This is a genomic window from Gemmatimonadota bacterium, assembly GCA_026706845.1.
In the GTDB taxonomy this organism is placed as follows: Bacteria; Latescibacterota; UBA2968; order UBA2968; family UBA2968; genus VXRD01.
Map to the genome: position 1 here is coordinate 17,057 of JAPOXY010000169.1, position 18,078 is coordinate 35,134.

At 53.0% G+C, this 18,078-nt stretch carries 18 protein-coding genes and 1 pseudogene; 7 read left to right on the forward strand and 12 right to left on the reverse strand.

Annotated elements, in window-relative coordinates; genetic code table 11:
- Nucleotide 1 precedes the first annotated feature (1 nt).
- Nucleotides 2–952 carry a 2OG-Fe(II) oxygenase gene (locus tag OXG87_15625; GenBank protein MCY3870979.1) on the forward strand — a complete coding sequence of 317 codons (951 nt, stop codon included), beginning with the start codon at nt 2–4 and terminating at the stop codon, nt 950–952.
- Nucleotides 953–958: 6 nt separating this feature from the next.
- Here OXG87_15625 and OXG87_15630 read toward each other — a convergent pair whose 3' ends face one another.
- Nucleotides 959–2,008, reverse strand: a complete 1,050-nt coding sequence (locus tag OXG87_15630) for a M42 family metallopeptidase (protein ID MCY3870980.1) — start codon at nt 2,006–2,008, stop codon at nt 959–961.
- Between the two features lie 197 nt (nt 2,009–2,205).
- On the opposite strand from OXG87_15630, the gene OXG87_15635 reads away from it, so the two are divergent.
- Nucleotides 2,206–2,649, forward strand: coding sequence for an SRPBCC family protein (locus OXG87_15635; protein MCY3870981.1), 444 nt, complete (start codon nt 2,206–2,208; stop codon nt 2,647–2,649).
- Between the two features lie 38 nt (nt 2,650–2,687).
- Here OXG87_15635 and OXG87_15640 read toward each other — a convergent pair.
- From OXG87_15640 to OXG87_15650, 3 genes and pseudogenes are all read right to left on the reverse strand, one after another.
- Nucleotides 2,688–3,101, reverse strand: a pseudogene (locus OXG87_15640) (DUF5916 domain-containing protein).
- Nucleotides 3,102–3,133: 32 nt separating this feature from the next.
- Nucleotides 3,134–5,221 carry a DUF5916 domain-containing protein gene (locus OXG87_15645; protein MCY3870982.1) on the reverse strand — a complete coding sequence of 696 codons (2,088 nt, stop codon included), beginning with the start codon at nt 5,219–5,221 and terminating at the stop codon, nt 3,134–3,136.
- A gap of 187 nt (nt 5,222–5,408) precedes the next feature.
- Nucleotides 5,409–6,200, reverse strand: a complete 792-nt coding sequence (locus OXG87_15650) for a hypothetical protein (protein MCY3870983.1) — start codon at nt 6,198–6,200, stop codon at nt 5,409–5,411.
- Nucleotides 6,201–6,336: 136 nt separating this feature from the next.
- Between OXG87_15650 and OXG87_15655 the strand changes: the two genes are divergently transcribed.
- From OXG87_15655 to OXG87_15675, 5 genes are read left to right on the forward strand one after another with little or no spacing between them, the layout of a single operon-like run.
- Nucleotides 6,337–7,794: an arylsulfatase gene (locus tag OXG87_15655; GenBank protein ID MCY3870984.1), complete on the forward strand. Its 1,458-nt coding sequence runs from the start codon at nt 6,337–6,339 to the stop codon at nt 7,792–7,794.
- A gap of 1 nt (nt 7,795) precedes the next feature.
- Nucleotides 7,796–8,575 (forward strand): phytanoyl-CoA dioxygenase family protein, encoded by a 780-nt coding sequence (locus tag OXG87_15660; protein MCY3870985.1) that lies wholly within the window; start codon nt 7,796–7,798, stop codon nt 8,573–8,575.
- A gap of 10 nt (nt 8,576–8,585) precedes the next feature.
- Nucleotides 8,586–8,933: a hypothetical protein gene (locus OXG87_15665; GenBank protein ID MCY3870986.1), complete on the forward strand. Its 348-nt coding sequence runs from the start codon at nt 8,586–8,588 to the stop codon at nt 8,931–8,933.
- Nucleotides 8,879–9,490 carry a phytanoyl-CoA dioxygenase family protein gene (locus OXG87_15670; GenBank protein MCY3870987.1) on the forward strand — a complete coding sequence of 204 codons (612 nt, stop codon included), beginning with the start codon at nt 8,879–8,881 and terminating at the stop codon, nt 9,488–9,490. Before OXG87_15665 ends, OXG87_15670 begins: the two co-directional genes overlap by 55 nt.
- A 15-nt stretch (nt 9,491–9,505) precedes the next feature.
- Complete coding sequence (locus tag OXG87_15675; protein ID MCY3870988.1) at nt 9,506–10,831, forward strand: GWxTD domain-containing protein; 1,326 nt, start codon at nt 9,506–9,508, stop codon at nt 10,829–10,831.
- A gap of 1 nt (nt 10,832) precedes the next feature.
- Here the strand turns inward: OXG87_15675 and OXG87_15680 are convergent, their stop codons facing one another.
- The 8 genes from OXG87_15680 to OXG87_15715 all read right to left on the reverse strand — a co-directional run.
- Complete coding sequence (locus OXG87_15680) at nt 10,833–11,615, reverse strand: phytanoyl-CoA dioxygenase family protein (GenBank protein ID MCY3870989.1); 783 nt, start codon at nt 11,613–11,615, stop codon at nt 10,833–10,835.
- A gap of 8 nt (nt 11,616–11,623) precedes the next feature.
- Nucleotides 11,624–12,391: a hypothetical protein gene (locus OXG87_15685; GenBank protein MCY3870990.1), complete on the reverse strand. Its 768-nt coding sequence runs from the start codon at nt 12,389–12,391 to the stop codon at nt 11,624–11,626.
- Between the two features lie 100 nt (nt 12,392–12,491).
- Entirely contained in the window at nt 12,492–13,310 is an 819-nt protein-coding gene (locus OXG87_15690) for a hypothetical protein (GenBank protein MCY3870991.1), read from the reverse strand.
- A gap of 28 nt (nt 13,311–13,338) precedes the next feature.
- Nucleotides 13,339–14,778, reverse strand: a complete 1,440-nt coding sequence (gcvPB, locus tag OXG87_15695; protein MCY3870992.1) for an aminomethyl-transferring glycine dehydrogenase subunit GcvPB — start codon at nt 14,776–14,778, stop codon at nt 13,339–13,341.
- On the reverse strand, nt 14,778–16,109 hold the full coding sequence (gene gcvPA, locus OXG87_15700) for an aminomethyl-transferring glycine dehydrogenase subunit GcvPA (GenBank protein ID MCY3870993.1): 1,332 nt from the start codon (nt 16,107–16,109) through the stop codon (nt 14,778–14,780). Before gcvPA ends, gcvPB begins: the two co-directional genes overlap by 1 nt.
- Nucleotides 16,106–16,708 (reverse strand): dephospho-CoA kinase, encoded by a 603-nt coding sequence (gene coaE, locus OXG87_15705; GenBank protein MCY3870994.1) that lies wholly within the window; start codon nt 16,706–16,708, stop codon nt 16,106–16,108. Before coaE ends, gcvPA begins: the two co-directional genes overlap by 4 nt.
- Entirely contained in the window at nt 16,705–17,637 is a 933-nt protein-coding gene (locus OXG87_15710) for a peptidase MA family metallohydrolase (GenBank protein MCY3870995.1), read from the reverse strand. The genes coaE and OXG87_15710 overlap by 4 nt, the downstream gene beginning before the upstream one ends.
- Before the next feature lie 94 nt (nt 17,638–17,731).
- The coding region (locus OXG87_15715; protein MCY3870996.1) for a protease modulator HflC at nt 17,732–18,078 on the reverse strand (347 nt) is incomplete at its 5' end.

The following is an 18,078-nucleotide window of genomic DNA, read 5'->3' on the forward strand; positions in this document are numbered from 1 at the left end:
TATGGGTATCCTGAACCGGGGCGAACGCGCTCCCGACTTTGTTCTTCCGATAATGGACGGTTCTCAAACGCGCTTTTATTCCCGCGCAGGCGGTCGTCCGACGCTTTTGATTTTTACCGGGGGAGAACAGGTTTTAGAAGGCTTGGAGGTTTCGGGGGAGGTAGATGTTTTTGTTGTTGGTCCATCGGAACTCGCGAAGGCCAATGTCACTGTATTTATTGACGGTGAAAACGCGGTTGGCAAGGCTTATGGTATCGAGGGAGATTTTGCCGCGTTTGCTCTGGATGCCAATCTGCGGGTTCTGTCGGGCATTGAGGACCCGCAGGCATTTGATCAGGTTTATCGTGCGCTTGAGAGCCTGCCTTCTCATCTGGCGATTGATGTCGATGTCCAGGCTCCAGTTCTCCTTATTTCCAATGTTCTGACTCCGGATATCTGCCAGGCGCTTATCAATGTGTGGGCGACACAGGGCAATATAGAAACCGGTGTAGAAAGTTCCAAATCTGGCGTTCGGCGCGATGTTATCGATTATGAGAACAAAAAGCGGCGAGACCACGAGGTTACCGATGCCCGCCTTTTGCGGTTGCTTACTTCTACGGTGGGGCGCCGGGTTATGCCCGAGGTTCAACGCGCTTTTCACTACAGAGCGACGCGTTTTGAGGGTTTTAAGATCGCGTGTTATGATTCGGAGAGTGGGGGTTTTTTTCGCGCCCACCGCGATAATCTCAGTCCTTCAACTGCCCACCGTCGCTTTGCGCTTACGCTCAATCTCAATGATGATTATACAGGTGGGTATCTCGTTTTTCCCGAGTTTGGTCCCCATCGCTATCGCCCGTCAGCAGGCGATGCGATCGCGTTTTCCAGTTCTTTTCTCCACGAGGTCCAGCCCGTGACCCGGGGACGTCGGTTTACGTTGCTTTCGTTTTTGTTTCATGAGGCGCAGAGGCGGTAGCGAAACTCACACTATGTCCCAGTCCGTGCGATGGCCTTCTTCGAGAAAGGCTGCCAGTAGTTGGATCGTGGCTTCGATGTCGTCTTTGTCGGCCAATTCGATAGAGGTATGGACGTACCGCGTGGGGATGGATAAGGTGATTACGGGTACTCCGGCTCGAATTCGCTGTATGCCACCTGCGTCTGTGCCGCCCCGGGGTAGTATTTCCATCTGGTATTTGATGTCGCGCTCTTTTGCGAGGGTTTTCATGTGCGTGACTAATCCCGGATGTGAAATTGAACTGGAATCCTGTATTTTTATCGCAGCGCCTTCTCCCAGGCGCGTGACCTGTTCGTGTTCGGGGATGCCCGGTATGTCGGCTGCCAGTGTGATGTCCAGTGCTACGCCTACGTCTGGATTTACGCCGAAGGCACTCGCGGTTGCACCTCGCAGGCCAATTTCTTCCTGTACTGTGGCTACGGGATATGTTTCAAAGGCGAAGGATTCAGCCCGTTTTACGGCTTCGATCATGACATATACGGCGATCCGATTGTCCATGGCTTTGCAACTTACGCCGTTGCCGATTTCGACAAAGTCGCGTTGCAGTGTGACCATTGCGCCGATTTCGATTTCTTCTTTGACGTCGTCGGCTGACATGTAGAGATCTACGACAAAGTCACTGACGTCCAGCTTTTTGTTGCGGTCGGCTTCTGTCTGGATATGCGGGGGTTTTACGCCGGGATACAACAGGCCGATGTGATCTTTTTCAATGCCGGCGACGGTGACGCGCTGTGCGACCATGTTGCGGGGATCGTGCCCGCCGAGGGGTACGAGGCGCAAGAGGCCCTGTTTGTCGATGTGGGATACGACAAAGCCTATTTCGTCCATGTGCGCGGCCAGCATCAGTTTTTTGGGGTTTTCGCCCGCGCTTGCGTTCTTTTTGATTATCAAGTTGCCCATTCCATCTACGCGAAGTTCATCTGCGATGGGTTCCAACTCTCGCCGCACGATTTCGCGCAATCGCTCTTCACGCCCGGGTACTCCCGAGCATTCACACAATTCTTTTAATAGCTCCATGCTGATCTCCTGTTATTGATTAGGCGAGGAATAGTAGGTTCAGGAATATAGCAGGTTAATATGGTCTGGCAAAGAGGCTTTTCACACTGGTCTCCAGACAGCGGTGCTCCTGCTGCCAGATTCTTCTTGCATTTTTTTATCCCTATCGACTAATTTTTGAGCCTGATCACAATTCTATACCACGTAAGGAGGACGAGATGGCCAAGGCCAGTGTTTTTGTCAGTTCAGTGCTCGACGCTTCAGTAGATGCTGTGTGGGAAAAAATTCGCGATTTCAATGCGCTGCCCGAATGGCATCCCGCGATTGCAGATAGCCATATTGAAGGTGGTGAACCCAGCGATAGCGTGGGCTGTATTCGCAATTTTAATTTGCATGATGGCGGGAATATTCGCGAACAATTGCTGACGTTGAGCGATGTTACTTTTACGTGTACGTATTCTATTCTCGAGTCGCCTATGCCGGTTGAAGATTATGTGGCAACGCTGAATTTGACGCCTGTTACGGATGGCAATCGGACGTATATTCAGTGGACCGCAGAATTTGGCTGTCCGGCAGATGAGGAAGATGAGCTTGTCGATTTTGTCGGCAATGGGGTTTTTCAAGGTGGTTTTGATTCGCTGAAGCGTATCTTGGAAAAATAAAAAAATCCCGTTAAAATTTTAACGGGATTTTTCAACGACTATAGGCCGAACCAGTAATTCACTTTGGCCAGAAATATGTTGTCGCCTTCGTCGCCAAAGGCGTGCCACATGCCAGGCCAGGGATCAAACGGAGGGTCTGGCATATCAAAGGATGCCTGTCTCGATTGCGACCAGACGATAAATAAGGTGCTGCCGGGCCGATATTCCCAACGGAACACCATGTTGCTTTTGAGCGAACGCCGGCTAAAATCCGGATCGTCGTCGAGTGTACCTGTAAATGGATTGAATTGGTATGTTGCGGGTCGTGCCAATTCGCTGAATGTCGCGTAGTTCCCAGCGGTGACAAACTGCTGTAAAAACATCTGCAAGCTCATGGTGGGGGTAAAGCTCAGCGTAATGCGCGTGGTGACATCCCATACCCGACTCGTCAGGTCGCCAAAGATAAACTGATCGAAGAGTTCATCGTTATCTGAATCAAGATTTTTTACCCATTGTGCTTTGTGGGTTCTTTTTTCGCGTCGTCATCGTTATCTGAATCCAGATTTTTTACCCATTGTGCTTTGTGGGTTCTTTTTTCGTATTTCGGACGAAAGTCGATTGTGAAATTGGGTATGGGGCGAATGCGGAAACTCAATGTGTACGAGTTTCTAAATTTGTCGCCTCCGTCATAGCGTTCGCCATTGCCATATAAATTCACTTGCACGACTTTTCGGCTGTCTGAACCCACGCCATACCAGTAGCGGATGCCCGCCGGGCGTTTTACCATTGGACCGCCGCGCGTGAGCAGATCGTTCATTGCGGAAAACTCGCGGTTGATGCCCACATTCCACCAGTAGTTGTTCTTCAAATTATGCCACGTGTTAAAATTCAAGCCCCGTCTTAAAATTTCGCCATCGTAGTTCCAGTGCTGCCAGCCATTGATGTTAAATCCGGATTCCTCGGCGAGGGCCCAGGGCTTGTGGATCTGTGCATAAATATGCCATCCTGCTTGAATGCGATTTGCGCGGTTCATAAAGCCGAGGTCGTTTACATTGAAGTGCCGAGATCGCGCTTCAAAATACGCCTGTCCGCCATAGGTGCCGGAGAATTTGGAAAAATAGAGCGCGTATTCATATCCGCCCTCGCGCCTGCCGTCGTCTGTACGCCGAGAGCCGGTGATGCGAGAAAACAGGCGATAGGCATTGTCCTTCCATTTTATTTCTCCATCTACACTGCCGACGTAAGCCGGATCGAAGTTTTTGCCATTCATAGCGGTAACCGTTGCACCCAATACAGATCCTTCGCTTAAATCTTGCTGCAAGCGGCCAACAAAGAAGTTGGTTATGGGTTCGATGCGGAACCGCGACCGTACGGAATCTGTCTGCCCGTGCCTTGCCTGTTTGATCAGGGCGTATTCATCATTGGTTACGGCATCTACTATACCGAAGGATAGTCCGCGTCCGGTTTTACCCGACAACTTTAATGCGCCCAGAATTGTTGTGCCGTCTGGCTTGTCGATTGTTTTGCTGTCATCTGGCGTGTCAAAACGTCCGGGGCGTTTGCCAATGCGGCGGGAGTGGAACAGGCGAACCGGGCCATCAATGCCCACGATGCCGGGACCGCTGGATTTGAAAATGGCGTCGCCTTCAATAAAAAAAGGACGACGTTCCTCGAAGAATGTTTCAAATACGCCGAGGTTGAGCACTGAGGGATCGGCTTCAACCTGTCCAAAGTCGGGATTGATCGTGGCGTTTATTGAGATATTCGACGTCAGGCCATAGCGCATATCTACGCCCATTGAACCAAAAAGATCTCGTCCGCTGGGCACAGCCTCATTTTTGGGGACGAATGAGCTTCGACCGACGAGATATGGAATGACTTCAAAAGCGCGCTTTGGATGAATTCCTTCAATGCCTGTTAAATGCCCAAAACGAGATACCCAGCCCGGCTCACTTGGCGACTTCCACTGCCAGCGCACATCTTCTCGCTTGCGAGATATTTTGCGCGTTACATTGATTCCCCAGGTGTATTGCTTTTTTGGATCAAATCGCAAAACGTGATAAGGGATCTTGTATTCGGCAGACCAACCCGAATCGACAATGGCCGCACGCGCTGTCCAAACGCCATCCCAGGTATCGTCTTCCCAGGTATCCTTAAATAGTATGCCATCAGTTGTCCATCCCGATGGTCCTGCGACAAAAAAAGCACCTGTGCGATGATCGTGAAAAGGATCCAAATTTAGCGAAATACGGTCTGATTCCAACCACCTATCTTTACGCGCGAGAGGAGCCACAATGCTGTCTGGCGCGCTGTCGTAACACATAAAACCAAAGTAGATTGCTTCGTCATCATACGCGACCTGGACTGTTGTGAGCTCAGTTGCCGGTTTGCCTTCGTCTGGCTCGCGCTGGCGAAAATTCGAAGATTTGGGTGCGGTTTGCCAGATCGGATCATTGAGCAGGCCATCGATTTTGGGCGCAGGTGAACTTACCCGCACTGCGGTCATTGTCCGAATAGAATCGGCGGGTGCTTCATGCGCTTCACACCAGCCAGATAACACAGCAAAAAATAAGATGTAGAGATAGGATTTCAAATAGACTATTCCTTTTTTGATTTGAGAGAGGCACGTCCTGAACCGCCTATTTGACATAGCTAATCAGCCACCTGTTTCAACTTCTAACCCATACATAAAAAAAATGGGGCAAGCTGTATAGCTCGCCCCATTCAACCGCGAATTTTCCTGAATTTAGTTTGATTTCTCTGGATCTGTTGACCTCCTTTTACTGCATTGATCCTTTGAAAGCCGTCATATCTACGGGGTCGGGATTTTCAAATACCGAGGTGGGTAATGTATCAAAGACGGCAATATCCGTATGCTTGCGTTCGCCTCTGCGCGTTGATCCGCGTCCGTCTGAGAGCAGAATGTTGCCGTGTTTTGTCCAGTTTGTCCACGGGCTGCGGAATCGCGGTTCTGCGTCCGATGCGTTGCGATAAAATGCCCATTCTGTGACCAGGTTGTGTTCTTGATCTACCCATACATCGTATTTGTTTTGTGGGCTGACGCCGGTGTCTTGAAAGGTGAGAGTCAATTTGTGTGCGGGGCGGTCGTTCAGGGTTTTGTCTTCGCCGCTGTATTTTAAGGTGACGCCCGAGTCTTTCAATTTATAGGGCATGACGAGCCAGTAAGAGTCGTTGATCCACCGCCTGTAACCCTGATTCATGTATTTTTTTACTGAGTCGGGGTTTGTTTGCTCTGTTCCTCCGAACCAGACGCGGCCTTTTTTGGTGTTTATGTTCGTCAAGATGAGCATGTCCCCGTCTTCATGCCGCAGGTTGCCCGTCCATTTGTCCCATACGTGCAGGCGCCGTCCAAAAAAACGCCATGTGATGTACCGGGTCTGATTCCAATTTTCCCATCCACCCATTTTTTTCATGACTGCATCGGCAATTTCTATTGCTTTTGCGTCGGATTCTGATTGGTTGAATCCTTCGGCGGCGGGATTGGTTTCCGCCATGGCTTTTGAGGCAGTCAGGGTCAACAATAATGCGAGAATCGTCAGTCGAGTAATCATATATCCTCCTTGTATAATGCGTGTGGCAATTATTTCCGCTTGCTTGCGATTTGGATTACGTCCTATATTGCGGACCCGTAATTTACGCAACGGGGTACGATTGCGCCAGTAGTTAAACGAAAGGATACAAAAAAATATGAAAGTTTCGTCAAAGCATCCCAATATTGTCGTTATGTACGCGGATGATCTCGGTTTTGGAGATGTGAGTTGTTACGGTGCCACGGCACTCGATACGCCCAATATTGACCGTTTGGCTTCTGAGGGTGTGATGTTTTATCAGGGGTATGCTACGGCGGCGACGTGTACGCCTTCGCGCTATAGTCTGCTTACGGGTTCTTATTCCTGGCGCAATGAACGCGCGCATATTTTGCCCGGAGATGCGCCGCTTATTATAGATCCGGGCACTGCTACGTTGCCTGCTGTTCTCAAGGAGGCGGGTTATACTACGGGTGTTGTTGGGAAATGGCATCTGGGTATTGGCGAGGGGAATCAAAATTGGAATGAGCCTCTTCCGCTGACGCCTCTGGATATTGGGTTTGACTATTCTTATATCATGGCCGCGACCAATGATCGCGTGCCGTGTGTGTATCTGGATGGCAGAGATGTGGTGGGTCTCGATCCGTCCGATCCGATTGAGGTGGAGTACGATAAGAATAAGCCGTTTCCGGATTTGCCGACCGGGAAAGACAATCCCGAGTTGCTGAAGATGATGTTCCACCATGGGCACGATATGAGTATTGTCAATGGCGTGAGTCGGATCGGATATATGAGAGGGGGCGAGGCAGCGCTTTGGGTGGATGAAGATATGGCGGATGTGTTTTTGAATAAGGCTGTTTCATTTGTCGAGAAGAACAAGGACCATCCCTTTTTCCTGTATTACGCTTTCCACCAGCCCCATGTTCCGCGGTTGCCGCATCCCCGATTTGTGGGGCGCACTGGATTGGGTCCGCGCGGCGATGCGATTGCCGAGATGGATTGGTGTGTTGGCGAGTTGCTCGATGCGCTCGATCGGTGTAGTTTGAAAGAAGATACGATTGTGGTTTTTTCGAGTGATAACGGTCCCGTGTTGAATGATGGTTATTACGACGAGGCGGTTGAATTGTGCGGCGATCATAGACCAGCAGGTCCGTTGCGCGGGGGGAAATACAGTATGTACGATGGGGGTACTCGCGTGCCTTTTATTGTTTCTTGGCCCGATAATGTGGAAACCGGGGAGTCTGATGCGCTGGTCAGTCAGGTCGATTTTCTCGCGTCTTTTGCTGCGCTTGCGGGTGTGTCGCTGGATGCGGATGCGGGTCCCGATAGTGTGGATGTTCTCGATGCCCTGTTGGGGAGAAGCGATGAGGGCCGCGCGGAGATTGTTCTGGAGGGTATTCAGGCAAGGACTGTTTTGCGGCAGGGGGATTGGGTGTTTATTCCGCCTCATCAGGGTCCGCCTGTGAATACCAATGTGAATATTGAGACTGGTAATTCTCCTGTTCCGCAACTTTACTATCTTGCGGACGATGTTGGGCAGATTGAGAATGTGGCGTCGGTCTATCCCGATGTTGCCGAGCGGATAGCGGATCGATTGCGAGAAATCAGGTCGGGGTGATATGAATAATTTGCGTAGTATATACGATCAAAATGGCTATGTTATCGCGCATAAGGCGATTGATGCGGGTCTTGCAGAGGAGACGGTGCAACACGTCCACTGGCTTATCGAGCGGAATCCCGGCGTGCGTCCAGAGCGTTTGCATCACCATTTGCTCGCCCGCGATCCTTTTATGCACCGGCTCGTGGGTGATGAGCGTCTGGTAGATATTGCGGAGCAATTTCTCGGTCCCGATGTCGCGATGTTTGCCGCGCATTATATCGCCAAACCCCCGGGCGATGGTCAGGCTGTGCAGTGGCATCAAGATGGGTCTTACTGGCCCCTTGAGCCGATGGAGGTGACAACTTTGTGGGTTGCGGGGACGCCTTCGACGGTTGAGAATGGCTGTATGCGGGTGTTGCCGGGAACGCATGATAAGCATTTGCTCAAGCGCCGCGATCTCATTGATCTGGATCGGGAAAAGTACGTGCTCGGCGTGGGGATTCATCCCGATCAGATTGACGATTCCGATGCGGTTGACCTGGAGCTCAATGCGGGCGATGTTTCGATCCACAATCCGAATATTATCCACGGTTCCAATGCCAATACTTCGGATCAGTGGCGCGTTGGGCTTACGTTGAGGTATATTCCGACGACGACGTGGGTGAATAGAGAAGATCACGAGAATATTCTCGTGCGCGGCAAAGCCGATCCCGATGTTGCAAATGTGTATGCGGCGCGCCCGCGATATGTTCCAGGGGAGACTATGCCGTTCAGGGGCTGTGAGGCGTGGACTCAATAGGAGATGAATCATGGATGGTTTGACTGATGAGCAGGTTGCTTTTTACAAGGATGAAGGGTATTTGTTGATAGATGAATGTTTGCCCCCAGAGGCGTATCAGCCGCTTGTGGATGAGTTTGATGCGGTGATTGGCCCGAAGGCCAGGGAAGCTTATGCTCTGGGGCAATTGGCGTGTCTTTTTGAAGATGCCAGAAGGCCAGGGAAGCTTATGCTCTGGGGCAATTGGCGTGTCTTTTTGAAGATGCGTCTTTTGAGCGTCGATTGGCGCATTTGTGCGAGGCTTTGGGGACGGATAAGCGTTTTGTGGGTGAGATTTTGGGCAAGGCTCACAAGACTGCGGGTTTGTTTTTTTTCCTGACACATCCAGCTATTCTGGATGTGGTGGAGTCGATTATTGGGCCGGAGATTCTGGTGCATCCGCAGTTTAATATTCGCGCAAAGATGCCCGGTGAGGAAGAGGTGTTGTGGCACCAGGATATCGCGTTTCTGGATCCGGAGGTGGAGGAGACGTTTATGGTCAATTTCTGGGTGCCGCTGGTGGATACGGATGTGGAGAATGGCTGCCTGGAGATTTTGGCGGGGAGTCACAAGCACGGTATTCTTCCACACGATCCGGCGGATTCAGAGAAGGAGATTCCCGAGGATCGGCTGCCGCCGGGTGACCGCGTTTTGTCCGTTTTGCCAGCCGGGGGCGCTGCGCTGATTCAGCATAAGACCATACATCGCTCGTTTCCCAATGCGTCCGATCACATTCGCTGGAGTCTGGATATTCGATATAGCGATTACAGGTTGCCAACCGGGCGCGAGGATGTGCCCGGCTTTGTTGCGAGGAGCGCGATAGATCCGGGGCGGGTGGCAAGCGGTCATGAGGATTGGCTGCGGTTGATGGAGGAGGCAGGTCATCTAATTTCTTAATTTTGGAAATATATCATGGGATGGATACGTTGTGTAGCGGTGCTGCTCATCTGGTCGCATGCGGGTGGCATTGGAGCGCAGGATTTGCCTTTGACGAGTACGGGCAACCTGCGTTTTTTTGTGGATTTGTCGGCTTTTCGAGGTCCTGAGGGATATACCCGACAGGAGGTGGCACTGTTGCTGGATGCGAGTCAGCTCGAGCTTCGGGAACAGGCGGGTGAGTCCGTTGGGAAGATTTCTCTGGTTGTTGTTGTGCTGGATACGCTGGATAATCGGGTGGTTCACCGGACATGGGTTCAGCAGGTTGCTGTGCCGGAGCTGGATGTGGGGATCGGGGCGCCGTTTAAGGATGCTGTTTTCTTTGATTTGAAGCCAGGTGCTTATCGGCTGATTGTGCAGATTAAGGATATCCATGCGGAGGCGAGTGGACGTTGTACTGTGCCGCTTGAGATACCGGATTACGAGCGTCGTGTGGGGCTGGTGTTCAGCGATTTGCAATTGGCTTCTCATGTGGCGCGAAGCGGGGAAGTGCATCGGTTTGTCAAGCAGGGCTGGAAGGTCGTGCCGAATATTACCCGAAATTATGTTATCGGAGAGCCGCTGCAGATTTATTTTGAGGTGTATAATTTGTCGTCGTCGGGAGAGAGTTTTATTATGGGATACCGTCTGATCGATGCAGAGGGGGTGGTTGTGCGTACTTATCCGGCCAAGCGGTTCTTAAAGCCGGGAGAGAGTTGTGTGAGGGCAGAGGTTCTTGATACAGAGGGTTTGCGGGAGGGGACTTATGATCTTCAGGTGGAGGCGTTTGATGGGAGTAGTCGGCAGTATTTTCAGACGAGACGTCCCATTTTTCTGGTGTCAAAAGATTTGCCCGAGGGGCTTACGCAGGTGCAGAGGGATTTGATCCGGTATTATGCAGATATCCGGTATATCGCCGATGAGAAGACGCGGCGGACTTATGACGCGCTGGAGAGTTGGCCCGCCAGGCTGGCGTTTTTGAAGGTGTTTTGGAAGCAGTTGGACGATGTGCCGGATACGCCGACCAATGAGCGTCTGTTGCAGCATTTGATACGTATGCATTATGTGGAGACACATTTTGGGGCTGGCGTAAGGGGGGCGGATACGGACCGGGGACGGGTTTATATTCAGTATGGGCCGCCCGATGACATTGATTACCGGACTTCTGCGGCGGGACAGAAGCCTTCGGAGGTCTGGTTTTACGAGACCCATCGGCGCTACGAGTTTGTGTTTAGAGATCGGCGAGGTACAGGGGTTTACGAATTGGTTCATTCCTCTTATCCGGGGGAGTTGTCCCATCCGTACTGGTGGCGGGAGTTTTAGTTTACAATCTCGATGGCAAGTCGGGTGGCGGGTCACCGACTGTGGATTTGCCATTGCGGAGGAAGGGTTCGGCGTTGCCCCAGAGTTTGCTGCCGTCGGATGATAGGATGGGTTCGCAGGAGTATTGGCCCAGGTACGCGCGGCGCAGTTTTGGGGTGGTGTTGGTGCTGCTGCTGTGGAAGACGATGCTGGAGAAGGCGACGATGCTTCCTGCGGGAACTTCTGCAATGAGGCCGGGGTCGCTGCCAAAGTAGCCGACTTTGTCGTTGCTGCCTTCTTCGACGATGTGGTGTACCCACGAGCGGATGCCGCTGCGCGAATAGGGCAGGAGGTGGACGGTGCCGTTTTCTTCACTCATATCGTCGAGCGCACACCAGCAGGTGAGATACGGTTTGTGGTCGGGATAACCGACATAGCCGGAGTCCTGATGCCACGAGAATTTCATGCCGGTTTCCGCGCCTTTGACGACGTATTGTTCCCAGAAGAGGTACGCGTTGTCGCCGAGGGTGGCACGGCATATTTCGGCCATGAGGTCGCTGAAGAGGAAGGCGCGAAGTTTGGGTTGCTGGCGAAAGCAGTTGGAGACGAAGTAGCGTTTGTTGCGGTGGTTGATGCCGATGGTGTCCGTGCCCTGTTCGTCCATGCGCGCGTGCATGGTGTCGATGAAGGTCTGGCATTCGTCGCGCAGGAGTTCGAGGTGGTGCTCGGGTATGACGGCTTCGAGGATGAAATAGCCTTCGTCTTTGTATTGTTGTTTTTGCGCTTCGGTGATGGTGACGGACATGGTGAACCCTATGATAAGACATCGCGTACGCAGGGAAATTCGCGCCAGATGTCCTGGAAGCCTTCGTTGCCGTTTTTGTCGCAGTCGATGTGGCGGAGGCGCGCGATGGCGGCGTAGCGTATGTTGGGCGAGGCATTGGGGCCACCGGTGTGGATCATCTGATGGTGTGCGATGATGAGGTCGCCGGCGTTGCCGGTGACCATGTCCGGGCCTTCGGGCAGGTCAACGCGCGGGGTGCCGTTGGAGAGTGTTTCGAGGCCCTCGCGTTTGAGGTAGTTTTCGAAGAAGCGATGGGATCGGGGCCAGACGGTGAAGTTGCCGCTGTAGGGTTCGGGTACGTCGGCGAGATAGATGACGGCGAAGGCGGTGAATCCGCGGCGGTACACGCCTTTTGGCATGCCGTTTGTGCCGGTGCCCATGCCGTCGAGATGGCCGCGCGGTTCGGGTGGGACTTCGCCGATTACTGTGGGAAAGCGCGGGGCGACTTGCGCGCCTTTGATGGGTTTTTGCAAGTTGCCCTCTCCCATGAGCGATTCGGCGAGAGAGATGACCGGGCTGGCGTTGAAGAGGTCCATGATGACCGGGGCGCCATTCAAGTCGCGGCAGAATTGCGCTGCGCGGTGTTTGGACATGTCTTCGCCATTTGGTCCCAGGATGCCGATGGAGTGGTTGACGGCCTGACGCGCGGTATCGACCATGGCTTTTGATATGGCTCCAGGTATTTTGACGTAACCGCGGTCGTAAAATTCGCGGATTTGTTCGGGTGTGAGTTGCATAGCGTGGCTCCTGTAAGTGAACGTGTGTTATATAATTATTGCTAAATTTACGAATAGTAAAATGCAGAGACAATAGTTATGTGCATGACGCCGGATGTGTTTATGTCTCAGATGCAAGGCGTTTGATGGCGGTTTCTTTTCTTTCCACGCGTTCGTTGATGTGTTGCGAATATTCAGGTGTGCCGCAGAAGTCGTGGATGGTGGCGCGTTTGCGGTAGGGGACGTAATTGCCGAGGTGCCAGGCGCTGGAGCGGTAGAGGGCGAAGTCGCCCGCGTTGAGGCGCAGTTGAATAGCGCCGGGCATGTTGCGCGTGTAGTCGAGGCAGTCGCGTTCTTGTTGTTCGTGGGATACGGGTCTCTGATTGCGGAATTTTTCGCGGTCATAGGCGTTTTTGGCGGCGATTTCGCCGGGGAGGTTGCGCTGGCGATAGTGGCTGCCGGGTACGATCCAGGTGGCGGGGTCTTCGTATAGGGCACAGTTGATCTGGTTCTGGTAGTCGATGTGGAATGATTGCCATTGCCATTCTTCGCGAAATTCAGATTCGAATACTTCCCGGGGCATGTGATCGCGCCAGTCGCGGTGCCAGTCCGTACACCAGGGATATTCGGCGGGTTCGAGGAGGATGCCGGTGCGGTCGAGGTCGGCGTGGTAGTGCTGCGGGGTGAGGACGCGATGGATGGCGTCGTTGAGTTCTGGTAACGCGCCGTAGTCTTTGAAGGGGCGCTGGTCGAGGTCGTATTTTGCGATGGGCTGGAGACGCTGCGCCTGTGGTCCGGTGACTTCGCGCGCTATTTCCCTGGCTTTGTCGGCGACGCGGCGAAGGTCTGTGAGTAGGGATGTGGGTATGATGTCCCGGAAAACGGTATAGCCGAGGGTGTGGTAGTCGGCGATGTGTTTTTCTTTGAATTGGAAGGACATGATAGCACCTGCCTTTTGGTGTGGTGTTTTACAATTTCCAGCGCAGGATGGGTTTTCGCGCAGCGGTTGCTTCGTCCAGTCTTCGCACGGGTGTTGCGTGGGGGGCTTCTCTGAGCAGGTCGGGATTTTCTTCGGCTTCTTTTGCGATTTGAATCATGGCTTCGATAAAGTCGTTGACCTGTTCGAGGCTTTCGGTTTCGGTCGGTTCGATTAGCATGGTTTCGGGCGCGACATTGGGCAGGGGAAAGTAGATCGTGGGCGGATGGACGCCGTAATCGATCAGCCGTTTGGCGATGTCGGTTGCGGTGATCCCGTTCGCCTTTTTTTGTCGCGATGCCGAGAATACCATTTCGTGCATGGGTTGTGCATTTTTGGGGCGGTCGTAGTGGGGGTCGAGTTTTGCCGCGATATAATTGGCATTCAAGACGGCCATTTCACTGGTGCGGCGCATGCCTTCTGCACCGAGCATTTTGGCATAGACCAGTGCGCGTATTACCATGCCAAAATTGCCGTAGAATGAACTCACTTTGCCGATGGATTCCGGGCGGTCAAAGTCGAGTTTGAATGTATCCCCTTCTTTCAGGACTACGGGCAGGGGCAAGAATGGCAAGAGTGCCTTTTTTACGCCTACTGGACCAGAGCCGGGTCCCCCGCCTCCGTGGGGTGTGGTAAATGTTTTGTGCAGGTTGATGTGTACGACGTCAAATCCCATGTCGCCGGGCCGGCATTGACCCAGAAAGGCATTTAAGTTTGCGCCATCGTAATACAAGAGGCCGCCCACGTCGTGTACTAATGCGGCGATGTCTTCTATTTCGTCTTCAAATACGCCAAATGTGTTGGGATTGGTCAACATCAAACCGGCTACGTCTTCGGTCAAATGCGTCTTGAGGTCCTCCACATCGACTGTGCCGCGTTCTGTTGATTTTATCGCCTGTACTGCATATCCGCAGATTGCTGCGGTTGCCGGATTTGTTCCATGGGCAGAGTCGGGGATGAGTACTATTTTTTTTGCGTTGCCCTGTGCCCTGTGATAGGCGGCGATCAGTGAGATGCCCACGAATTCGCCCTGCGCTCCGGCTGTGGGTTGAAAGGTGAATCCGTCCATTCCGCTGACGGCTTTGAGCACTTGTTCCATTTCCCAGATGACTTGCAGGGCGGGTTGGGCATTTTCCGATAGGGGATGCAGTCCCGCGATTTGTGGGATACGCGCAGCTTTTTCGTGTACTCTGGGATTGTATTTCATCGTGCAGGATCCCAGGGGATAAAAATGCGTGTCGATGCTGAAGTTCATCTGTGAGAGCGCGGTGTAGTGGCGCACGAGTTCCAGTTCGCTCACTTCGGGGAGGCAGGGTGGGATGTCGCGGCGCATGGTTTCGGGTATGGCTGTTCCGGAATCCACGGCAGCGGGAAATGCGACACAGCGCCTGTCTGGCGCGCCGCGTTCAAAGATCAATATATCGCGATCCATTACAATGTCCTCCACGCATTGATCAGGCGATCAATGTCGGCGTCTGTGCGTTTTTCTGTGACACATGTGAGAATACAATTTTCGAGTTCGGGATAAAATCGGCCCAGGTCAATGCCGGCTTCAATGCCCTGATGCCGCAAGGCAGCCAGGACATCGGATGCTTTGCGGTCTGTTTCCAGAACGAATTCGTTGAATATTGGACCGGAGAATTTCTGGCGCACACTGTCTAATGCGGTCAATGTCTGCAAAGCGCGGTGGCTTTGATGCCAGTTCAATTCGCCAACTTCGCGAAAGCCCTGCGGTCCGACGGAGGATAGGTACACGGTTGCTGCGGTTGCGCAAAGGGTCTGGTTGGTGCAGATGTTCGATGTGGCGCGTTCGCGTCGAATGTGTTGTTCGCGCGTTTGCAATGTCAGTACAAAGCCGCGTTTGCCATCTACATCGATGGTCTCGCCGCAGATGCGACCGGGCATTTTTCGTACATGGCTGTCCCGAGATGCAAAAAATCCGACATAAGGTCCCCCATAAGACAGGGGTAGGCCCAGTGGCTGTCCGTCGCCTACGACTATATCGGCGCCAAAGTCGCCCGGTGGGCGAATCGCGCTCAGGGATATGGGGTTGACGCAGGCTATAAAAGCCGTTCTGGTATTGTTGACGAGGTCGCCAATTTCGTACAGGTGTTCGAGTACGCCCAAAAAATTCGGATTTTGCACGACTACGGCGGCGGTGTTGTCGTTCAATTCGCGCTTCAAAGCGGGGATATCCAGTGCGCCGGAGTCAGACCAGGGAATATCCACGAGTTCGAGATCTATACCCCGCACATAGGTCGCTACCACCTGGCGGTAAAACGGGTGCAGGCTACGCGGCAATAAGACGCGCGTGCGGTTGTTTAGCCGGACAGACATAAGTACGGCTTCGGCCAGTGCAGAAGCGCCGTCGTACATGGACGCATTGGCGACTTCCATGTTGGTCAGTTCACAAATCATGGATTGAAATTCAAAAATAGCCCGAAGGGTTCCCTGGCTCACCTCGGGCTGATAGGGCGTGTAGGCTGTAAAAAATTCGCCTCGCGAAATGATGGCATCGACCACGCTGGGCGAAAAGTGATCGTAAGCACCTCCGCCCAGGAATGATAGGGGTGTCTCGCTTCCGCGGTCGGTTAGCGATTGCACAAAAGCCATCGCTTCCATTTCACTGATTCCAGAGGGCAAATTGAGCGCGTTCAGACGCAGCGATTCGGGAACGGGTGCAAATAGATCATCAGCGGATGCTACTCCGATCACATTGAGCATGTGCTGAATATCGCGTTCTGTATGTGGCGTGTAATTCATTGTTCCTCACATTGCAATTTGTTCCAGATAGCCCGCGCGCGTTGGCGACACACGGCGGGTGTTTTGTCATTGACTACGACAAAATCCGCGACCGCGACTTTGTCTTCTTCGGGTAATTGTGCGGATAGTCGCGCCATAACTTCGGCTCTGGAGATGCCCAATCGCGCCATTGTCCGCTGAATCCGCAAGGTTTCGGGGGCTGTTACGACGACGAGTACATCGACGATTTTTTTGGGATCGCCGCGCTCGACCAGCAGGGCCGCATCCACAACTACGGGGCGTGTGGGTTCTCGATCCAGAGCCGCATGAATTTTGTCCAGCAATAACTGCCGAAGCGGTTGCCATACGATGGCGTTGAGTTTTTCGCGATTTTTGTCAGACGCAAAGGCTCGCTTGCCCAATTCCCGGCGTGCGATTTGTCCGTCGGCATCCAGGATCTTCCGGCCGAACACATCGGTCAGGTTGCGAATTACAATCGGGTCGCGGAGTACTTCGTGACCTGTTGAATCGGCGTCGATTACGTGCGCGCCGGCTTTTTCAAATACGGCGCATACGGTGCTTTTTCCCGCGCCGATGCCTCCTGTTACGCCTATGATCACTGCTCGTCCTCTCGGCGATATACGCGCAATTGCAGGGTCAATTCTTCGGCTGCGTCTTCGGCTTCCCACCGCCGCAAGGTCGCGCGATTCCGCAGTCTCACGCATATATAGGCGAGTAGCAAGAGCAAGGTGAGATACAGCCAGATCAAATCGGGCGAAAAGAGTAGTGTCATCAGACTGAATCGCGCCTGTACATCATCGCGCCATCGCCGTTCAAATTCGCGGGGCGTTTCGCCAGTTACGCGAAATAATGCGACTTCAAAGGGCGCGTCTGCTTCCAGTTCGGAGAGCATGACGACCACGGCATTGGGACCGCCCAAACGGATCAAAAACGAGACTGCCAGCAAACTTTCCGTGTAAGCCAGATCGGCTTTTGCCGAGGGGAAAGAAAGGACTTCATCAATTTCGGAGAGCGGGATTAAGTTTTCCGAAAAGACCGCGTAAAACACAGCCGCGCTTTGTCGCAAGCGCCACTCGTGCGACGCCCACATCGCCACGCCTTCGTGAAACCAGACGGGCACGCGTGATGGCGCGATGGCGTGCAAAAATATATGGGCAAATTCGTGCCGCGCAACCTGTAGTAAGTTGTCGGCGCTGGCTTGTAGAACAATGGTGCGCGATTCGAGGAATGCAACCCCCGCGCTCCAGTGCGGCAATCGCCCGTGTGTCAATTCTCGAAAAACAGCTTCGTTCGGCGCGAGATAAACCGCTATGGGAATTTCGGGGGCGCCGCCCAGTTTGCGCCGGATTTCATTGCGCCCAATAAGGAGCGCGTTCAACAATTCCCCTGCCCGAACCGCATCGTTATGCGCGAGGTATAAGGCGAGGCCATCGCGTTCAAATTTGTGCCATTCTGTCGCGTTTGCTGCGGAAAAAGAAAAGAGGAGGAGAAAGCAGAGATACGAGATTTGGGTTGAACGGGCAGACATGGGGTTGCCTCTGCGTTGAGGCGTAGCCTACACTCAAATTCAGGGCGATGGGGTACAGACGGGACGGCACATGGGCCGTCCCTTACAACCATTTTTACCGTGGACGCTTTTTAGTCAGGTACTTGAAGAAGTCGCTGGTGGGAGGCATCACGACGGTTGTTCCTTCGCCCAGGGTTTTTTCATAGGCTTCGAGGGTGCGCCAGAATTGAAAAAAGCGAGGGTCTTGTTCAAAGGCATCGGCATAGATACGCAATGCTTCGGCATCGCCTTCACCGCGAATTAGCTGCGATTTTTGCAGGGCTTCGGATTTGAGTCGCGCAACTTCAAGGTCGGTTTCCGCGCGAATTTTCAGAGCCGCTTCTTCGCCCTCGGCGCGGTATTCTTTGGCTTGCCGATCGCGCTCGGCACGCATGCGTTCAAATACGTTGTTTTTGTTTTCCC

Bases quoted from the DNA above. Each gene is read 5' to 3' on its own strand.
- gcvPA (MCY3870993.1), bottom strand. From the start codon at position 16,109: ATGAATTACACGCCACATACAGAACGCGATATTCAGCACATGCTCAAT.
- OXG87_15655 (MCY3870984.1), top strand. From the start codon at position 6,337: ATGAAAGTTTCGTCAAAGCATCCCAATATTGTCGTTATGTACGCGGAT.
- OXG87_15665 (MCY3870986.1), top strand. From the start codon at position 8,586: ATGGATGGTTTGACTGATGAGCAGGTTGCTTTTTACAAGGATGAAGGG.
- OXG87_15650 (MCY3870983.1), bottom strand. From the start codon at position 6,200: ATGATTACTCGACTGACGATTCTCGCATTATTGTTGACCCTGACTGCC.
- OXG87_15625 (MCY3870979.1), top strand. From the start codon at position 2: ATGGGTATCCTGAACCGGGGCGAACGCGCTCCCGACTTTGTTCTTCCG.
- OXG87_15660 (MCY3870985.1), top strand. From the start codon at position 7,796: ATGAATAATTTGCGTAGTATATACGATCAAAATGGCTATGTTATCGCG.
- OXG87_15675 (MCY3870988.1), top strand. From the start codon at position 9,506: ATGGGATGGATACGTTGTGTAGCGGTGCTGCTCATCTGGTCGCATGCG.
- OXG87_15690 (MCY3870991.1), bottom strand. From the start codon at position 13,310: ATGTCCTTCCAATTCAAAGAAAAACACATCGCCGACTACCACACCCTC.
- gcvPB (MCY3870992.1), bottom strand. From the start codon at position 14,778: ATGGATCGCGATATATTGATCTTTGAACGCGGCGCGCCAGACAGGCGC.
- OXG87_15630 (MCY3870980.1), bottom strand. From the start codon at position 2,008: ATGGAGCTATTAAAAGAATTGTGTGAATGCTCGGGAGTACCCGGGCGT.
- OXG87_15680 (MCY3870989.1), bottom strand. From the start codon at position 11,615: ATGTCCGTCACCATCACCGAAGCGCAAAAACAACAATACAAAGACGAA.
- OXG87_15685 (MCY3870990.1), bottom strand. From the start codon at position 12,391: ATGCAACTCACACCCGAACAAATCCGCGAATTTTACGACCGCGGTTAC.
- OXG87_15710 (MCY3870995.1), bottom strand. From the start codon at position 17,637: ATGTCTGCCCGTTCAACCCAAATCTCGTATCTCTGCTTTCTCCTCCTC.
- OXG87_15635 (MCY3870981.1), top strand. From the start codon at position 2,206: ATGGCCAAGGCCAGTGTTTTTGTCAGTTCAGTGCTCGACGCTTCAGTA.